19 protein-coding genes and 1 pseudogene are annotated in these 16,618 nt (G+C 45.1%); 7 read left to right on the plus strand and 13 right to left on the minus strand.

Features of this window, described 5'->3' with window-relative positions:
- Nucleotides 1–25: 25 nt before the first annotated feature.
- On the plus strand, nucleotides 26–532 hold the full coding sequence (locus EAO36_RS04010; protein WP_120948380.1) for an acyl-CoA thioesterase: 507 nt from the start codon (nucleotides 26–28) through the stop codon (nucleotides 530–532).
- Between the two features lie 30 nt (nucleotides 533–562).
- Here the strand turns inward: EAO36_RS04010 and EAO36_RS04015 are convergent, their stop codons facing one another.
- Genes EAO36_RS04015 through EAO36_RS04025 form a run of 3 tightly spaced genes read right to left on the minus strand, consistent with a single transcriptional unit; the run spans nucleotide 563 to nucleotide 4,325 of the window.
- Nucleotides 563–1,651 carry a phospholipase A gene (locus EAO36_RS04015; RefSeq protein WP_120948381.1) on the minus strand — a complete coding sequence of 363 codons (1,089 nt, stop codon included), beginning with the start codon at nucleotides 1,649–1,651 and terminating at the stop codon, nucleotides 563–565.
- Between the two features lie 3 nt (nucleotides 1,652–1,654).
- A complete protein-coding gene (locus EAO36_RS04020) occupies nucleotides 1,655–2,986 on the minus strand; it encodes a sodium-dependent transporter (RefSeq protein WP_120948382.1) in 1,332 nt (443 codons plus the stop codon).
- 1 nt (nucleotide 2,987) lies between these two features.
- Nucleotides 2,988–4,325, minus strand: a complete 1,338-nt coding sequence (locus EAO36_RS04025; protein WP_185962994.1) for a sodium-dependent transporter — start codon at nucleotides 4,323–4,325, stop codon at nucleotides 2,988–2,990.
- 116 nt (nucleotides 4,326–4,441) lie between these two features.
- On the opposite strand from EAO36_RS04025, the gene EAO36_RS04030 reads away from it, so the two are divergent.
- Nucleotides 4,442–4,831: a YbgC/FadM family acyl-CoA thioesterase gene (locus tag EAO36_RS04030; protein WP_120948384.1), complete on the plus strand. Its 390-nt coding sequence runs from the start codon at nucleotides 4,442–4,444 to the stop codon at nucleotides 4,829–4,831.
- Nucleotides 4,818–5,072, plus strand: coding sequence for an HP0495 family protein (locus EAO36_RS04035; protein WP_120948385.1), 255 nt, complete (start codon nucleotides 4,818–4,820; stop codon nucleotides 5,070–5,072). Before EAO36_RS04030 ends, EAO36_RS04035 begins: the two co-directional genes overlap by 14 nt.
- Here the strand turns inward: EAO36_RS04035 and EAO36_RS04040 are convergent.
- The 8 genes from EAO36_RS04040 to EAO36_RS04075 form a co-directional block, all read right to left on the minus strand.
- Nucleotides 5,038–6,810, minus strand: coding sequence for a disulfide bond formation protein B (locus tag EAO36_RS04040; RefSeq protein ID WP_120948386.1), 1,773 nt, complete (start codon nucleotides 6,808–6,810; stop codon nucleotides 5,038–5,040). The two genes, EAO36_RS04035 and EAO36_RS04040, sit on opposite strands and share 35 nt — an antisense overlap.
- 105 nt (nucleotides 6,811–6,915) lie before the next feature.
- Nucleotides 6,916–7,605, minus strand: a complete 690-nt coding sequence (locus EAO36_RS04045; protein WP_235852266.1) for a BspA family leucine-rich repeat surface protein — start codon at nucleotides 7,603–7,605, stop codon at nucleotides 6,916–6,918.
- Nucleotides 7,606–7,679: 74 nt separating this feature from the next.
- Nucleotides 7,680–8,999, minus strand: a complete 1,320-nt coding sequence (locus tag EAO36_RS04050; protein WP_120955730.1) for a BspA family leucine-rich repeat surface protein — start codon at nucleotides 8,997–8,999, stop codon at nucleotides 7,680–7,682.
- Nucleotides 8,923–9,522 carry a hypothetical protein gene (locus tag EAO36_RS04055; RefSeq protein WP_120955731.1) on the minus strand — a complete coding sequence of 200 codons (600 nt, stop codon included), beginning with the start codon at nucleotides 9,520–9,522 and terminating at the stop codon, nucleotides 8,923–8,925. The genes EAO36_RS04050 and EAO36_RS04055 overlap by 77 nt, the downstream gene beginning before the upstream one ends.
- 32 nt (nucleotides 9,523–9,554) lie before the next feature.
- On the minus strand, nucleotides 9,555–10,568 hold the full coding sequence (locus EAO36_RS04060; protein WP_120948389.1) for a hypothetical protein: 1,014 nt from the start codon (nucleotides 10,566–10,568) through the stop codon (nucleotides 9,555–9,557).
- Between the two features lie 50 nt (nucleotides 10,569–10,618).
- Nucleotides 10,619–11,068 carry a 23S rRNA (pseudouridine(1915)-N(3))-methyltransferase RlmH gene (locus tag EAO36_RS04065; RefSeq protein WP_120948390.1) on the minus strand — a complete coding sequence of 150 codons (450 nt, stop codon included), beginning with the start codon at nucleotides 11,066–11,068 and terminating at the stop codon, nucleotides 10,619–10,621.
- Nucleotides 11,065–11,916 (minus strand): acetyl-CoA carboxylase, carboxyltransferase subunit beta, encoded by an 852-nt coding sequence (gene accD / locus EAO36_RS04070; RefSeq protein WP_120955732.1) that lies wholly within the window; start codon nucleotides 11,914–11,916, stop codon nucleotides 11,065–11,067. The genes EAO36_RS04065 and accD overlap by 4 nt, the downstream gene beginning before the upstream one ends.
- 46 nt (nucleotides 11,917–11,962) lie before the next feature.
- Nucleotides 11,963–12,418 (minus strand): hypothetical protein, encoded by a 456-nt coding sequence (locus EAO36_RS04075; RefSeq protein WP_235852267.1) that lies wholly within the window; start codon nucleotides 12,416–12,418, stop codon nucleotides 11,963–11,965.
- Nucleotides 12,419–12,507: 89 nt separating this feature from the next.
- Here EAO36_RS04075 and EAO36_RS04080 point away from each other — a divergent pair, with 89 nt between their 5' ends.
- From EAO36_RS04080 to rimO, 3 genes are read left to right on the plus strand one after another with little or no spacing between them, the layout of a single operon-like run.
- Nucleotides 12,508–13,635 (plus strand): pyridoxal-phosphate-dependent aminotransferase family protein, encoded by a 1,128-nt coding sequence (locus EAO36_RS04080; protein WP_120948392.1) that lies wholly within the window; start codon nucleotides 12,508–12,510, stop codon nucleotides 13,633–13,635.
- Nucleotides 13,636–13,643: 8 nt separating this feature from the next.
- Nucleotides 13,644–14,108, plus strand: coding sequence for a phosphoribosyltransferase (locus EAO36_RS04085; RefSeq protein ID WP_120948393.1), 465 nt, complete (start codon nucleotides 13,644–13,646; stop codon nucleotides 14,106–14,108).
- Nucleotides 14,098–15,399 (plus strand): 30S ribosomal protein S12 methylthiotransferase RimO, encoded by a 1,302-nt coding sequence (gene rimO / locus EAO36_RS04090; RefSeq protein ID WP_120948394.1) that lies wholly within the window; start codon nucleotides 14,098–14,100, stop codon nucleotides 15,397–15,399. Before EAO36_RS04085 ends, rimO begins: the two co-directional genes overlap by 11 nt.
- 5 nt (nucleotides 15,400–15,404) lie before the next feature.
- On the opposite strand, the gene EAO36_RS08920 is transcribed toward rimO, so the two are convergent.
- A complete protein-coding gene (locus EAO36_RS08920) occupies nucleotides 15,405–15,668 on the minus strand; it encodes a LysE family transporter (RefSeq protein WP_268877243.1) in 264 nt (87 codons plus the stop codon).
- 41 nt (nucleotides 15,669–15,709) lie between these two features.
- Nucleotides 15,710–16,015, minus strand: a complete 306-nt coding sequence (locus EAO36_RS08925; protein WP_268877266.1) for a LysE family transporter — start codon at nucleotides 16,013–16,015, stop codon at nucleotides 15,710–15,712.
- A gap of 286 nt (nucleotides 16,016–16,301) precedes the next feature.
- Between EAO36_RS08925 and EAO36_RS04100 the strand changes: the two are divergent.
- Nucleotides 16,302–16,618, plus strand: a pseudogene (locus EAO36_RS04100) (hypothetical protein); the annotation flags it as partial.

The following is a 16,618-nucleotide window of genomic DNA, read 5'->3' on the forward strand; positions in this document are numbered from 1 at the left end:
CGCCATTTTGAATCAAGGAGCTCCTATGGGAAACATGCAAGAATTAGTGATGGATACAACCGCTAGCGTGGGCGACCCTAGACAGTTGGTGATGTCTTTTTTAGTTACCCCTACGATGGTTAATTTCAATAATGTCATGCACGGGGGGGAGTTGCTCAATCTGCTAGATAAAGTCGCCTATGTGTGCTCCACGCGCTATTGTGGGTATAGCACGGTTACTTTGAGCGTGGATCGCGTGTTGTTCAAACACCCTATCCCCATCGGGACTTTGGTTACCTGTTTTGCCAGTGTGAATTATGTGGGCACCAAGAGTTGTGAGGTGGGAATCAAGGTGATCTGTGAGGATTTTAAAACCAAAGTCGCCACCCACACTAATAGCTGTTATTTCACGATGGTGGCCATGAAAGATGGCAAGACGATCGCTATGCCTCCCTTTACCCCCTGCACCGACAAAGAAAAAGAACGTTATGAAAGAGCGATTAGACGCAAGGAAGCCCTCAAGAGTACCCAAAAAGCGGCGTTGAAAAAATAAGGCAAATCCAAAAATCCAAAGTAACTAAAGCTAGGGATTGAGACGAATCCCTACCCCAAAGCGGTTGGAAAAGACATCATATTCATAAAGACCATCGCCATAGCCATTAAAATACTGCATGTAAAGCCCGACAAAACGGCTGATCCTAAAGGTATAACCAATACGGATCGCGCCATGCCAGCGTTTATAACGCCAATATTGCGTGAAAATGTCATAGATGCGCATTTCAAAATGATGCCGACCCCGCCTATAGTCGATCAAAGCATTCCCATAACCCATAAAATCGATCAAATTAGGGTTGGATTGGTTGTAAGGGATATAGGGCCAGTAAGCAACTCTAACTTTAAGCCCTCCCTTTTGCCATGTGAGCTTGAATACCGGGCGTTGCCCTGCACTCACTGAGCGGCAACCCCCATCAAGCCCCCCCTGCTGGACAATTATTTGCTTATTTTCTTCTGTAATATGAACGGGTGTTCCCGGAAAGGCATCAGTGGGATTCCCATTGCGGAAGGGTTGGTAACATTGCCTGCCCCCAATGCCATTGGAAATATGTTGCCAACCAATCCAAAACTCACTCAGATACCCCATCTTTTTGGTAAAAAAGGGGATATTGAGAGGATAGACATAAATAAGCTCGGGCATGTAATTGACCATGCGCATGGGCGCGCTTTGGGGGTTATTGTAAATTTGAAACCAGTTGGTTTGGGTGTAGGCTAAATAGAGCGTCCCAGTGGTGAAGAGAAAATGCCGGATAACCGGAATCCTAAAACTCACTTGGAATTTAAATTCAGTGCTTTGGTAGCGGTTAATGCTGGGGAAATACCACTGGTAAATGGGGGTAAAACTATGGTAAAAGGGCATAAAATAAGTCCCGCGGTATTCCATAATATCCAAGTATTTTTTGGCAAAGTCGCTTAAGATATTGACTTTTTTGGGCTTTCTGGGGGGTACGCTCCAAGAGTTTTTGAGGCCATAAAACCATGGCTTGTAAAAATCCGGGTATTGAGGACCAGTCGTATAACCCTTGTGGGCTAACTGCGAGGGACTTAGGCGGTTATTAGCCTCCTCACCCCCTAAAAAACAAAGATAAACACAGCTTGTTAGGAAAACCCGGCGCATGGGCTAACTTTTCTTAAGCTGTAAAAATAGAATGAGGATCATCACCACCGGTGCCACAAAGCGCACACCAAAAATCCACACCTGAAATCCCAAACGGGTTAAAAAGCGTTTGCTGGCTTTATAAATGCGTTTTTGATCCAAGACCCACCCTAAAAAAATTACCGAGAACAAACCTCCCAAGGGCATTAAGATAGACGAGACACTAAAATCTGCCCAATCAAAAATATTTTTACCCCCAAATGTGAGGAATGGCGCATATTGCTTGTGGATTGACAAGATCACCAAAATCCCCACAAAATAAATTCCTAGACCCACTAAAAAGCAAGCTTTGGCGCGACTCCATTTCAAATGATTCATCAAATAGAGTGTAACGGGTTCTAGCATGGACACTGTAGAGGTGATCCCTGCAAAGATCAAGGCTAAGAAAAATAAAAAGGCGATGATCGAACCGGCTAAACCCATTTGATAAAAGATCAAGGGCAAAGAGATAAAGACCAGCCCCACCCCCTGAGAGGGTTCCCCATTGAAGTTGAAGATGAAGGTGAAAATCATTAACCCGGCAATTAAAGAAATGGCAATGCCGGGCAAGACCACCCATAGCGAACTGCCTAACAAATTTTCATTAGACTTGGTAAAAGCCGCGTAGGTGGTGATCGTGCCCACCCCTAGACTTAAAGAGAAAAACATCTGTCCCAACGCATCTAAGAATACCCTTAGGTTAATTTTGCTGGCATCAAAAACAAACATGTAGTGCATGGCCTGCGAAAAGCTAGGTAGAGTCATAGCATAAACAAGCAAACCGATAAAAACCAAAAACAACAAGGGCATCAGCCACAAGCTCAACCGCTCGATCCCCTCTTTAATCCCCTTAGAAACAATCCAAACGGTCAGCCACAACCACACACTAAAGCCAAAAATCTGCCAAAACAAATCTTGAGAACTCAAGTGTGAAAACGCTTCTTGAGATATTGCCAAAGAGGAGGGTAGATTGAAGCTCACCTTAATTAAGTAGTAGAACACCCAGCCTAACACCACCGTGTAAAAAGACAGAATAAGAGGCCCTCCTAGCAAGAAGATCGCGCTAAATCCCCAAATTTTCTTGCGCTTGGTATCAAGGTGTTGGTAGCAAGAAACCACATCTTTACGCCCCAAGTTGCCAATGATCATATCAGCAAGCAACATTGCAATCCCCAAGCTTAAGGTCAAGCCTAAATAGAGCAGGACAAATGCCCCGCCCCCATTGCTCCCAGCCATGTAGGGGAAACGCCAAATGTGCCCTAGCCCAATCGAGCTCCCCAAAGTGGCTAAGATAAAACCTAACTTAGAAAAACCCATACTAGCCCTGCAAAATCTTCACAGCCCAAATCACTAAAATCACGATGGGTGCAATGAATTTTAGTAAGAAAACCCACACAGAAAACATCCACTTATTTAAAAAGTGCAAGCTCACCGCATAGAGTTTTGTCCTGCTCACCACCCAACCCACAAAAAGCACAGAAACCAACCCCCAAAAGGGCATTAAAATCGAGGTGGAAAAAAAGTCTGTCAAGTCAAAAAGATTCTTGCCAAAAAATCCTAAATGAGTCCCATACTTCGCATCCAAAGAGAAGATGAGCAGTACACCTATCACAAAGACCACCCCAGTAAGCCCCCATGTTGCCTTAAAACGCGGATAATTTTTATCCACTAAATACTGCACGGGGGGTTCTAAAAGGGCAATGGTAGAGGTGATCCCTGCAAAGGCTAGGGCACATAAAAACAAAACAGACACTACGCTCCCCATCACTCCCATTTTAGAAAACACCACAGGCAGGGATACAAAAATCAATCCCGCCCCTTGCGAAGGATTAGCCCCGTATTCAAACACAAAGGTAAAGATCATCAAGCCGGCCATCAAGGAAATTGCAATGCCGGGCAAAACAATCCACACCGCGCTTTTGAGCAAATCCTGCCTGCGGTGTGTGGAAGAAGCGTAGGCGATGTTGATCCCTATGCCCAAGCTCAAAGCAAAGAACACCTGCCCTAGCGCGCTCACAAAAACCTTTTGGTTGAACTCTGCTAAGCGAATCCCAAACATGAAGTCTAGGGCTTTTTTAAAGGAAACCTGCGTGGAGGCATAAATGAGCAAGCCTATGAAGATGATAAATAACAAGGGCATTAAGATAAAGTTGAGTTTCTCAATGCCATCTTTGACCCCCCTAGAAACCACCCAAGCACTCAGCAAGAGGGTTACTGCCAGCCCAGCTACCTGCGTGCCAATGGAATTACCTAAGAGATCAGTTAAAATTTGTTCAGAAGCCTTAATGTCTGTGGGTAAGTTAAAGCTCACCACAGCTAAGTAATAGAACACCCAGCCTAGCACGATCCCATAGAAGGTCAAGATGATGGGTCCGGTGAAGAGCATGAGCCCCGCATAACGCCAAGTTTTGCGCTCCGGGTGGGGGTCTAGCTCAGCAAAGGCAGCCGCGACATCTTTTTGGGTGCTCTGTCCTATCACCATTTCAGCAATCAACATGGTAAGCCCAATCGTGAGTGAGAGGATCAAAAAGAGAATCACAAACCCACCCCCGCCACTGGTGCCGGCCATGTAGGGGAAACGCCAAATGTGTCCGAGCCCTATTGAACTGCCCAAGGCAGCTAACACAAACCCTAGTTTTGAAAAGCTATTCACCAAAACTCCTTTCTCTTGATATTAAAAAAGTGCCCATTCTAGCACAAAAAAAATTAAGGTTTAATATATCTTTACAAAATCATGCTATTCGTAGAGATTTTATCCAAAAAAGGGAATCTATGCGTCTGCGGGTTTATTATGAGGATACCGATTGTGGTGGGATTGTTTATCATGCCAACTACTTTAAATATTGCGAGCGGGCTAGAAGTGAGGTGTTTTTTAAAGCGCACTTGATCCCCCAAGACCAAGAACACGCCTTTGTGATTCAGAGTCTGCAAGCCCAATTTGGCGCACCCGCTATGTTGGGCGATAGCTTAGAGGTCCAAACACAACTTCTAGCCCTCAAAAAGGTGAGTGTATCCCTCCAACAAGAAATCTTTAAGATCACCTCCCAAAAACCCGAATTGCTTTTTAGCATGCAAATTAAGATCGGCTTTATCCACCTCCCCACCAAAACCGCCACACGCATACCCCCTCACTTTGTAAGGCTTTTGCATGGACTCCAATAAGCTCCAAATCACCTACCCCACTCTTTGGGAATACCGCCTCATCACCGACAATCCTAGGGCCCTCCTAGAGGAACTCCCCCAAATTTTAGGCAGACAAGATTACAAGGCGGATTTAAACCACATGAGCGCGCATGGCAAATACACCAGTTTGCAACTCTGCTTAGAGGTGCAAAGCCAAGAGGAACGCGATCGTCTCTTTAGTGCCCTTAGCACCCATGCGTTTGTAAAGTGGGTGCTTTGAGGGTGGGCTTTTCTAGCGGTGGCAGGGTTAAAGAGAGATTAGAAATATCTAGGTAGTAGAAAATATCTTTGTTGTTTTCATAGCCCGTAATGATGAGTTGCCCCCCGACAAAAGCTAACGCACTGGGGTTGTTAATCGCATCAGGCAAACCATAAGCATCGATAATCTGCCCATCTAAGGGGTTGATCACCAAGAGGGCGTTATAGGCCTTACTGAGCGCAAATAAACGCTCTTGATAGAAAGCTAGTCCAGAAATATAAAACTCTGAGAGAGAACGCCCTTCTTTGAGGGGATTATTGCTTGAGGTCTGCACCACACGTTCAAAACTCAAGCCCAAATCTTGATCCAGCATGCCAATTAAGATCAACTGCTTGTAGCGTTTGTTAGGCACGGTGAGCATGTAGGTGTAAGTCCCATCACTACGGGCACTCAGCACATAGTAAGTAGAAGCACGGCTTGTTCTTAGGCGGTTACGCCCGATCTCATCAAAATGGTGTGCGCCTTGTAAGAAGTTAGGGAAATTATTTTTTGCTTGGGGGTTATAAGCCACATCCACACTGCTTTTATTAGCCCCCATCAAGCGGATCACATTCCCCACCATATTCGCCCCGACAAAATTCTCCACCGACACAGAATAATCCTTGTCCAACACCAAATGTACCAACACCTTGTTTAAATCTTGATTGACGATGTAAAGCCCCTCTTTTTGGGTGCTGATCAAAAAGGTATTTTTGAGCATGGCATTATTCCCCGCAAAGGTATCAGGCGAAAAGCTAAAGGGGGCGGGCTTGAGTGTTGGGGCGCACCCATCAGCCTCTTGTGTGTTGCCAAGAGGATTAGCAGGCATTGCAAGGGTGAGGCTAGAGGGGCTAGATGTCAAAGGTTGGAGGGGGTCAGATGGGGGGGTTGGGGGTTCTTTGGTGGCTAGAAAATTGAGATCGCTAATGGGCGCATTGAAGGGCAAGGTGCTAGGCTTGCTCTCTAGCAAGATCAAATGTTTATTAATCACCAGCGGGGCGTTTTGGTAATGGCGATCCCAGTTGTGCTTGTCATTGGCCAAGATGGGCGCATCCACCACTCTTTTACTGAGTAATCTAGGAAAGCCCATGTGCTTCCAGTTAGCCGTGCTCCAAATATTTTCATGCAAACGCCAAGAAAAGCGAATCGGATCGCCATGCCCTAAATAGGGAAAAGGGCCGGTGGAAATAAACGCCTGCACCATGTTAGAGAACACCACCACGCTAAAGATGGCAAAAGCCCACAGATTGGCACGGCTCAATTTGCGATAAGGCAGGCGTTGCCCGTAGAGATAAAGCCCCCCCTCTTGGCTTAAAAGGCTAAAATCGGGTGCAAAGAGCAACAACCCCCCCAAGATCAACGCCACCATCCAAAACACAAACTCAGCCCAAAATTGTGTGTGTAGTCCCAAAATAGAGAGGGCAAACCCCTGTCCGACATCCTCTAGGGCATGGTTGCCCATGTGGTAAAAGCTTTGGTAAAGCCCCCCTGCTGTGATCAAAATTAAAATGGCTAGGTATTTGGGTTTGATCCCATAACGCACGATAAACAAACCTGCCAAAGCGATATAAACCATGCTTTGGCGCTCCGCCCAACACTGGATACAAGGCGAATCGTGGTAAATAAAACCCAAGATCAAATTAGCAATCCCCACCGGTAAAGCCATGATGCCAATAATGGCTAGAGAGAATAAAAAGTAGAAGGTTCTAGGTTGTGCCATGTTTAACCGCTATTTTGGTGTGATAAGCCCCCATGCTAACATAAAAAAGCTTAACCCCCTAAGCCCTATGTTGTAGCGGGGGTTTAAGAACACATTTATTTTTGGCTATTGCTCCAGTTTGCCTTGATACCAAGCTGGGCAATCTTTGAGGCTTGCACAATCTTTAAACATGTCACCTAAGCCATGATGGACATTAGATACATCCCACTTATCTAAAGGTTGGTTAAAATCCTCGCAACCATAAAACATATGCCCCATATCTGTAACGCTAGACACATTCCAGCTATTCAGGGGCTGGTTAAAGATCGCGCACTTTTTAAACATGCAATTCATCTTCTCCACCTTCGATACATCCCAGCTAGAAATATCATGGTTAAACAGAATCGCGCGGTAAAACATGCCCTCCATGTTGCTTACATGCGATACATCCCAGTTTTCTAGCCCCTCAAAATCTTTGCGCATAAAGGCGGGGGCTTGATCCCCATGGGACGTGGCATGCGAAAACACGAAGCTTAAATCCGTGATTTGGCTAATGTCAATCTCCCCTAAATGCACGCTTTCATCGGCGGCTAATTTTTTAAGTTCCTCCTTGTTTTGGGGGCAATATTTTTTAGCATGCGGCACAGCCGGGTTCTCGCCCAAAGCGTGGCTCTTAAGGGTGGTTAGCACTTCCTCTAACTTGGTAACCCCCTTTTTTAACCCCTCAGAGACACTGGGGGGTATGTTGATTCTTTTGGCTCCGGCATGCTTGATCTGACTTAGCAATTCCTCTAATTTTTCTAACACCTTGTTCATGGACAACCTTTCCAAACTAGAATGAAGGGCATTGTAACACAAAGCCCAACATGCATGGCAAACATGCCACCATCTCAGTCCGGATACCAACGGGGGCGTCTAGCTAGGCTATCACAGCCAGAAAACATTGAATGTGCCTCTCTCACCTTAGAGATTCTCCAGCAATCAATGTTTTGGTTAAAACGGCTACAACCGCTAAACATCTGAGACATCTTTGTTACATTTGAAGTGTCCCAACTATCTAAAGGCTGGTTGAAACTAGAGCAATCCCTAAACATACAACCCATATTTTCTACGCTAGAAGTGTCCCAATCGTTCAAGGGCTGGTTAAAACGCTTACAGCCATCAAACATGCAAAACATATCTTTGACGCTGGAGACATCCCAATCCTCTAAGGGCTGATTGAAAGACTCGCAATGGCTAAACATGCCCCACATCTCCTCCACCCTAGAGACATCCCAATTATCTAAGGGTTGATCGAAGTTTTTACAATTTTCAAACATGCCATGCATGTTTTTAACATTGGACACATCCCAGTCGTTTAAAGATTGGTTAAAACGGGCATCCTCATCTCCATAGCTACTCATGGCAAACATCTCTCGCATAGTCTCTACACTAGAGACATCCCAGTTGTCTAAAGGCTGGTTAAAGCGAAAGCAATATTTAAACATGTATTCCATGTTTTTAACATTGGAGACATCCCAGCTATTCAAAGGTTGGTTAAAGTTTTCACACCTACTAAACATCCCCTCCATGTTTTCCACGCTAGAAACATCCCAACCATCCAAAGCCCCATTAAAATTGCGGCAACCGCTAAACATGCTATACATGTTTGTTACCCTAGAGACATCCCAGCGATCTAGGGGTTGGTTAAAATTTTGGCAATCATTAAACATGAGTCCCATATCATTGACTCTAGATGCATTCCAGCCATTCAAGGGTGCGTTAAAATTTTTACACCCTGCAAACATGCAATCCATGCGTGTTACACTAGAAACATCCCAACGATCTAAGGGCTGGTTGAAGTTGGCACAATAACCAAACATAAAAATCATATCTTGCACCCTAGAGACATCCCAGTCATTCAAAGGTTGGTTGAAGTTTTGGCAACCAAAGAATAAGAAAGTCATGTGCTCTACCTTAGAGACATCCCAACTATTCAAGGGCTGGTCAAAGTTTTCACACAGCCTAAACATCGCCTCCATGCTCTCTACCTTAGAGACATCCCAACTTGAGATGTCATGGTTAAAATGGATGGCTTTATAAAACATGGCTTTCATGTTGGTAACATGGGAGGTGTCCCAGTTTTCTAAGCCCTCAAAGTTTTGGCGGGTGAAGGGTTCGACTTCGTCGTCTTCGTACCCCCCCCCCCCCAGTGGTGTGCGAAAACACAAAACTTAAATCCGTGATTTGGCTAATGTCGATCTCACCTAAATGCACGCTTTCATCAGCGACTAATTTTTTCAACTCCTCTTTGCTTTGGGGGCAATATTTTTTAGCCATTTTAGGCGTAGCTTTGGTGGTGGTGGGGGCACTTAAAGCGGGATGCTCTTTTAGAGCCATTAGCACGCCTTCCAAATCAAAAACACTTTTTTCCAAACTTGCCAAGGAGTCCAAAACCTCCTTAGCGGTGCTGACCTGCTCTAGACTGGCTAGAGGCGTGTTGATTTTAGCTCTCAGGCGTTTAAGCAAAATCAATACTTTTTCTAACTCTGTATCGTCCTCTAAGCTGGCATAGTGGTTCTCTAGGGCTTGGCTTAGATGAGTCAAAGCTCCGACTAATGCGCTAAATTTGGCATGCAAGTCCTTAGCCTCAGCCCCCGCATCTAGTCCCTCCTCTAACATCCCCCTAGCTAAACGCCCCGCTCGCTTAGCACTTTTGACCTCTTGTTCTAACTTCTCTAAAACCTCTTGCATGTATCCTCCTAACAAATAAAATGAGAACTGCTCTAACATAAAAACACTTCCAGCGGATAATTTTTGTCCATCTTTTTAAGGTCCAAATACGCTTGGATGATCAAAAACTCATCTTTGGGGTGGGTGCTTAGGCGTTCTTTAACCTGCTCGATCATCTCTAAATCCAGCAAAACATACAAAAACCCCTTTTCGGCTAGCTCGTCTTTTTCAGCCAAAAGCTCAAAGAATTTAAACCAATCATCGGGAGATAAAAAGGCTTTAGAATCCAAAGCCATTTTACAATACTCTTGTTTGCTATAACCCACCGCCGTGCAAAAATCCACAACCTCTGCGCGATCTAGGGCGACTTTTTGTTGCCAAAAGGCATCTAAAAGGACTTGCAAAACGGATTTATCTAACAAATTTTGCGTCTGCTTCAACACCTTAGAGACTTCTTTAGGCGTGCCTTTTTTAATGATCTCCACAAGCGCATCGCGTTTAAGCTCTAGGCTAAATTGATCCTTTTTGATCACCTCGTTGGCATAGCGCAAATCTTGCGTGATTTTGTTGCGGATATTTTGGAGATAAAAAGGATGCTCGGCGTAAAACTCAAACTTCTTCATCTCCACCTCTTGTTTTTGCTCGATACTTTGGTAAATCCCCAAAAGCTGATCCACTTTTTCATGCCCACTTTTGGGTGTGTTCAAATCGGCTTGCAAAACAAAACGCCCCAAAATGGCGGAGAGTTTGTCAAATAAGGGGCTATAGTAATTTTCCTTGCTAAAGGTGTGTTTGCTCTCTTGGTCGATGATCTGGCGGGTAATTTTTTCAAAGTCGCGCCCTTCTTGGTAGCGTGCCCAGCAACCGCCCAAATAATTAGCCAGCACAAAGAACAAAGAACACACAAAAAACACCAACACCACCAACACCACCCAAAGTGCGATGGGGAGGTGGATGGCGTGCTTATTCCAAGTTAAAGCAAAACTGCCCGGACTCACACTATAGACACACCACCCCAGTGCCAAAACAAATAAAATCGTAAAAGAGCCATAGTAACGCAATTTCATGGGTTTCCTTTTTTTGTATGCTGTGTTTATTATACCCTAAAGTAGCTAACTCACTTATGGTAAGGGTGGTGGTTTAAAAGGCTCAAGGCTCTAAAAATTTGCTCGCATAAAACTAATTTGGCAATCTGGTGGCTCAAGGTCAAGGGGCTTAAAGAGAGAGCCAAACAGCGATCTAAAAAATCGGGGGCAAAGCCATATGCACCAGCGATAAAAAAATGCACACGGGGTTGCTTGGTTAGGATTTGGCTAAACTCTTGGCTATTGCAAAGTTTGCCCGCAGGGTGCATAGCAATACATAGGGCGTTAGGCTTAAGATAGGGGCTTAGGGTTTTGGTGTAGAGGGCTTGGGCACTCTTGGGCGTGCTGTTGTGCAGATTAGGGGGCAAGAGATCGACAACCTTTAGAGTAGTGTTGAATTGCTGGCATTGGCGTTGTTGGTGGGCTAGTAACGCCGTGATCAGGGGGTCTTTTTTGGCGATGGCATAGAGCGTGCAAGTCATCGATTTTCAGTTAGCATGCCCACTAGATCGCTAATCGTTTTTTTCAAGTCCTTTCTGTGGATAATCATGTCAATCAAGCCATGTTCTAAAAGAAACTCGGTGCTTTGGAAACCTTGGGGCAACTCCGCCCCGATGGTTTGTTTGATCACCCGTGCCCCCGCAAAGCCCACCATCGCCCCGGGCTCGGCAATGATGAGATCACCCAAGAAGGCAAAAGATGCGCTCACACCCCCAAATGTGGGATCGGTGAGCAAGGAGATAAAGGGCAACTTGGCTTCTGCTAGCCGATTGAGTGCGGCACTGGTCTTAGCCATCTGCATGAGCGAATAGGTGGATTCTTGCATCCTAGCCCCCCCGCTGGCACTCACAATCAAGAGGGCTTGGGAGTTGCTCACCGCACGCTGGATTGCCCGCACGATTTTTTCACCCTCCACAGAGCCTAACGACCCCCCCATGAAAGCAAAATCAAAGATCACAATCTGCATGCCAATGCCATTGACTGAGCCCTGCCCACTGATGACCGCACTAGGGCGGCCTGTTTTGGCTTGATATTTTTTCACCCGTTGCTTGTAACTCTCTTTATCCACGAAGTTGAGCGGATCAACTGGTTTTAACTCTTGGTCAAATTCGACAAAACTCTGCGGATCGCACAAAAATTCCAGCCGATCTTGTGCGCCCATGCGGAAATGGTAGTGGCACTTCAAACACACATGGTGTTTTGAAAAAACTTCTTTGTAATACATTAAGGCATTACACTTGGGACATTTGATCCAATGGCTGGGCATGTCCTGTTCGGAGGATTGCACCCTTGTTTTTTTCAAATTTTTTAAAAAGTCTGTAAAACCCATATTCACCCTTCAAACATTGATGGAGCTATTGTAGCATAAGTGGCGATCACTCCTCGATTAATTGCGTGATCTGCGCCTCCAGCATCGCCATCACTTGGAGTTGCCCGATGATCTCTTGAACTAAGGGGATGAGGGGGGCTAGTTGGGTACTTTTCTGGACATCTTGGGCGATGGCGATGTAACCTTGCAAGATACCCCCCAAGTAATCAAAAAGCAGGGTATTATTGTAATAATCTTGTAACACTTGGAACAAAGAAGCGTTTTGTTTGACAATGCTATTGATGACACCCATTTCTTTAAAATGTTCTTCTCGATTATCTAAACGCAAACGAATTGCAATGCTGTTGAGTTTCTCGTTAAATAGGGAGATGTTTTTGCGTACGCTGGCTTGGTAGATCGCCATTTGGTGGATGGCTTCTTCAATGGTGTGGATTGAGGAGAGAGCATGGAGTGTGCAGAAAGTTAAAAAAACAACGACCCATTTTTTCAAAATACCCAACACACGCACCCTTTTTGTGAGATGGTTTATTATACCACCAACTAGAAAAATCGTAAGGCTCTTTGTGTTATACTCGCTCTTTAGGAGAAAAAATGCCAATCTTACAACCCTTATTATTTACCCCCGGGCCCACCCCTATCCACCCTAAAATCGCGCGGGTATTAAGCCAGCCTGTCCCCCACCACCGCACCCCTGAGTTTGAAAGCATTTTTGCGGGTGTGCGGGCACATTTAAAGGAAATGATGGGCACAGCAGAGGTTTTAACTTTAGTGTGTAGTGGCACGGGTGCTATGGAAGCGGTCCTGTGCCATTTTGTAGAGGCACGCACCCAAGAGCCTAAACTCTTGGTGCTCAACAATGGCAAGTTTGGCGAGCGTTTTTTTAAAATCGCCCAAGCCCACCACTTACACGCCCTAGAGATCAAGAGCGCATGGGATAGCCCCATTAGCCCCCAAGAGGTGTTAGCCTTTTTGCAAGCACACCCTAGCCTAGAGCTACTAGCTTTGCAGGCATGCGACTCTTCGGGGGGTTTGCGCCTGGATTTTGAAGGCATTGCCAAAGTAGCCAAAGAGCACAACCCTAATTTATTGGTGATTGTAGATGCGATCACTGCCCTAGGTGTGGAGCCCTTAGATGTTACCCATGTCGATGTTTTGATTGGGGGGAGTCAAAAGGCGTTCATGGCACCCGTAGGACTAGGAATCTTGGGCTTAAGCCCGCTAGCTTTGCAAAAACTCACCCCCAAGGGCTATTATTTTAATTTACACGCCGAATTAGCCAACCAACAAAAAAACACCACCGCCTTTACAGCCGGCATTAGCCACATCATCGCCCTGAAAGCCTATTTCGAATGCGTAGCAGAATTGGGCGGGCTAGATGCCCTTTTTGCAGACACCAAAAAGCGCGCACAGGCTAGCCACCAAGCCCTAAAAGCTCTAGGCTTACAAATCTATCCTAAAAACCCAGCACCAAGTATGAGCACCATCTATCATGAGCAGGCTACACAGATTCGCAAACACCTTAAAAAATATGGCGTGATCGTGGCTGGTGGGCAGGATCATTTAAAAGATGTGCTCTTACGGGTGAATCACATGGGCTTGGTGGAGGTCTATGAGATCGCATGGGTGCTCAATGCTTTAGAGCAAACTTTGCTGGATTTGGGCTTGAAATCCAGCTTTGAGGGCGTGGCTGTGCGGGCATTTATGCAACATTATTACTAGGGGGCAACATGCGGCAATATTATAGCTATGCAGATTTTAAGCAAGATGTGTTAGCCCTAGCCCAGCAAGTCGAGCAAGATTTTAAACCCCAAGCCATCATTGCGATCTTGCGTGGGGGGATGACTTTAGCGCATTTTTTGGGGCTGTATTGGGACATTAAAGAGGTCTATGCCATCAATGCAAGTTCTTACAGTAGCGATCGCACGCAGAGCACGCTAGAAATTAACAACATCCCCTATTTGGATCCCCAACACCAGCAAGTATTAGTGGTGGATGAAATTGTAGATAGCGGGAAGAGCTTTCAGGGTGTCCTAAGAGTCTTGAAACAACAATACCCACAAGTTGTCTTTAAAAGCGCGACTCTCTTTGCCCAAAAAAGCGCGCGTTTTAAGGCGGATTTTGTGCTTAAGGAGGCTAAATGTTGGATCGACTTTTTCTGGGAGGTGGATTTAGGGGGATCGCGTGCGCCCTAAACTTTATTTAGTCTCTTTGGGTTGTTCTAAAAACTTGGTCGATAGCGAGGTGATGTTAGGTAAACTCTCTAGCTATGAGCTCACCCAAGATAGTAGCCAAGCTGATGTCATCATTGTGAATACTTGTGGGTTTATCCACTCTGCCAAACAAGAGAGCGTGCAGGTCTTGCTAGAGGCGATCAAAGCGCGCAAAGAGGGTGCGCTGGTGGTGGCTAGTGGGTGCTTGAGCCAACGCTACAAAGAGGAATTACAAGCCGAGTTGCCTGAGATCGACATCTTCACGGGCGTGGGGGATTATGATCGCATCGATGAGCTCATCGCCACCAAAAAAAGCGCATTTTCAGCACCCATTTTCTTAGCCAATGCCACCCACCAACGCACCATCATTGGTTCTAAGGTGCATGCCTATGTGAAACTCTCTGAGGGGTGTAACCAAAATTGTAGCTTTTGTGCAATCCCTAGTTTCAAGGGGCGTTTACAAAGTAAAAGTATCGATCAGATTTTAAGAGAGGTGGAAAATTTAGCCAAGCAGGGCTTTAGTGATATTAGTTTCATCGCACAAGATTCCAGCTCTTACTTGAGCGATCAAGGTGTAAAAAATGGGCTTGTTGATCTGATCGGTGCTCTTGACAAACAACAAGCTATTAAAAGCGCACGCATTTTTTATCTCTACCCAACTTCCACCACGCCTAGACTCATCGACACGATTGCCAACTCGCCTATTTTTGTCAATTACTTTGACATGCCCATCCAGCATATCTCTAATCACATGCTCAAAACCATGCGCCGCAACTCTAACACGCAAACCCACATCCAGCTTTTAGAACGCATGAAAGCCCTTCCGGATAGTTTTTTACGCACCACTTTACTATTGGGGCACCCTGGGGAGAGCGAGGAGGATATGGCGATTTTGCAAGAGTTTTTAGAGGGCTTTAGTTTTGATCGCATTAATCTCTTTGCCTTTAGCCCTGAGGAAAACACGCGTGCGCATAAAATGGAGCGTGTACCTGAGAGCGTGATCGACCAACGCCTAGATAGAATTAATGCCTGCGTACAAAAACAAGTGCAAGCCTCCATGCGAAGTCTCTTGCACAAACCTATTGATGTGATCGTGGAGGGTTTGAGCGAAGATGGACTTTTTTTAAAAGCACGGGACAAACGCTGGGGATTAGAAATTGATGGCGAGATTCTCATTAATGAGAGCTTGATCGAAAACACCACTCCCGGGCACTACAAGGCGATCTGTTCTGCCTATGAAGAAGGTATGCTGGTAGGGAAAATCATTGCTTGAGGTGATCACACACCCCTTATAAGATTAATGGAGATATACAAAACAAACCCAATAAAAATTAAAGCACAGACAAAGTCTATCTTTTTACAGTGCTTGGTGTATAAATTTTTAATCTTTGGATTTGAAAATAAGAGTGCCACACCAAGAAAATAGCAAAAACTTTCTGTAACCAGAAGTGCAACAAGCAAGCTGAGATGAAAAAGATTATAAGAGAAATTTAGACTTGAAAAAATACTACCAAAATAAAATAAAGCTTTGACATTGCTCATATTTGTAATAAAGCCCCTGACAAAGGGCTTATCTGTATAACCTAAACTCCCAAAATTTTCTTTTTTTTTCCAAATTTTTTAGGAGCAAGAAGGCTAGATATGACAAATAAAAAAATGCCCAGTAGAGTTAATAAAGTCTTCATTAAAGGAAAAGATTCAAGCACGAGTTTCAACCCACCCAATGATAAAATAATCCAAATAAGAACAGCTAAAGAAATGCCACAAACCACTAAAAATGCTTTTTTAAAATCTGCCTTTAAGGCATACGCGCTCACAATAAAAAAGTCAGGACCGGGGAGCAATAATGCAAAAAGATGGATCAGAAAGATTAACAGAAAATCCGCCATGTAATCCTAACTCCAATCATTGGAACACACCACAGTAACTCGCAGAAAGATTCTATAAATCGTCCACAGAAACACCATAAATACCTCCACCAACTTGTCCAGATAACAAATCTTCCCCTAAAATATCCTTATGTTTAAAGCAAATTGTAGGCTAATTGGGCTTTTCAAAACCGATCTAAGTTATGTAATCAGATTTATACTCCGTAGCAAAAGCCGCCTCAAAAGGTTTGTCCAGCAGTTTAGATGGCAAGTAAGCAGTTCTATTGCCACCAGTGTTTGGGGTGCTGTGCAATACCAGATCACCAAGTTTTCCTTTGCCTTGATGGTTAGGACTATGCCCCATATCCCCTTTTTCAAAGGCATTAACACCAAAGTCAGCGCGGCCGCCCTTAGACACCACATCAAAGCGGCTTTAAATAAGTCAGCCAGCGTGCAGGACTTTAAAATCCAGCTCAACCACCTAGTCCAACGCCAAGACTTTGACAACGCCACTAAAGCCCTCATTAGAGAGCTAGAGGGGGGCTTACCTCCAGATGACCCACCCCCTTCAGGAGGAGGGGGAATATCCCCAAACCCCCATTTGGGGGATAGTGGGGGTAAAGG

Source organism: Helicobacter mehlei (assembly GCF_003660265.1).
Taxonomy (GTDB): Bacteria; Campylobacterota; Campylobacteria; order Campylobacterales; family Helicobacteraceae; genus Helicobacter; species Helicobacter mehlei.

Bases quoted from the DNA above. Each gene is read 5' to 3' on its own strand.
- EAO36_RS04010 (WP_120948380.1), top strand. From the start codon at position 26: ATGGGAAACATGCAAGAATTAGTGATGGATACAACCGCTAGCGTGGGC.
- EAO36_RS04015 (WP_120948381.1), bottom strand. From the start codon at position 1,651: ATGCGCCGGGTTTTCCTAACAAGCTGTGTTTATCTTTGTTTTTTAGGG.
- EAO36_RS04020 (WP_120948382.1), bottom strand. From the start codon at position 2,986: ATGGGTTTTTCTAAGTTAGGTTTTATCTTAGCCACTTTGGGGAGCTCG.
- EAO36_RS04030 (WP_120948384.1), top strand. From the start codon at position 4,442: ATGCGTCTGCGGGTTTATTATGAGGATACCGATTGTGGTGGGATTGTT.
- EAO36_RS04035 (WP_120948385.1), top strand. From the start codon at position 4,818: ATGGACTCCAATAAGCTCCAAATCACCTACCCCACTCTTTGGGAATAC.
- EAO36_RS04040 (WP_120948386.1), bottom strand. From the start codon at position 6,810: ATGGCACAACCTAGAACCTTCTACTTTTTATTCTCTCTAGCCATTATT.
- EAO36_RS04045 (WP_235852266.1), bottom strand. From the start codon at position 7,605: ATGAACAAGGTGTTAGAAAAATTAGAGGAATTGCTAAGTCAGATCAAG.
- EAO36_RS04055 (WP_120955731.1), bottom strand. From the start codon at position 9,522: ATGCAAGAGGTTTTAGAGAAGTTAGAACAAGAGGTCAAAAGTGCTAAG.
- EAO36_RS04060 (WP_120948389.1), bottom strand. From the start codon at position 10,568: ATGAAATTGCGTTACTATGGCTCTTTTACGATTTTATTTGTTTTGGCA.
- EAO36_RS04065 (WP_120948390.1), bottom strand. From the start codon at position 11,068: ATGACTTGCACGCTCTATGCCATCGCCAAAAAAGACCCCCTGATCACG.
- accD (WP_120955732.1), bottom strand. From the start codon at position 11,916: ATGGGTTTTACAGACTTTTTAAAAAATTTGAAAAAAACAAGGGTGCAA.
- EAO36_RS04080 (WP_120948392.1), top strand. From the start codon at position 12,508: ATGCCAATCTTACAACCCTTATTATTTACCCCCGGGCCCACCCCTATC.
- EAO36_RS04085 (WP_120948393.1), top strand. From the start codon at position 13,644: ATGCGGCAATATTATAGCTATGCAGATTTTAAGCAAGATGTGTTAGCC.
- EAO36_RS08920 (WP_268877243.1), bottom strand. From the start codon at position 15,668: ATGAGCAATGTCAAAGCTTTATTTTATTTTGGTAGTATTTTTTCAAGT.
- EAO36_RS08925 (WP_268877266.1), bottom strand. From the start codon at position 16,015: ATGGCGGATTTTCTGTTAATCTTTCTGATCCATCTTTTTGCATTATTG.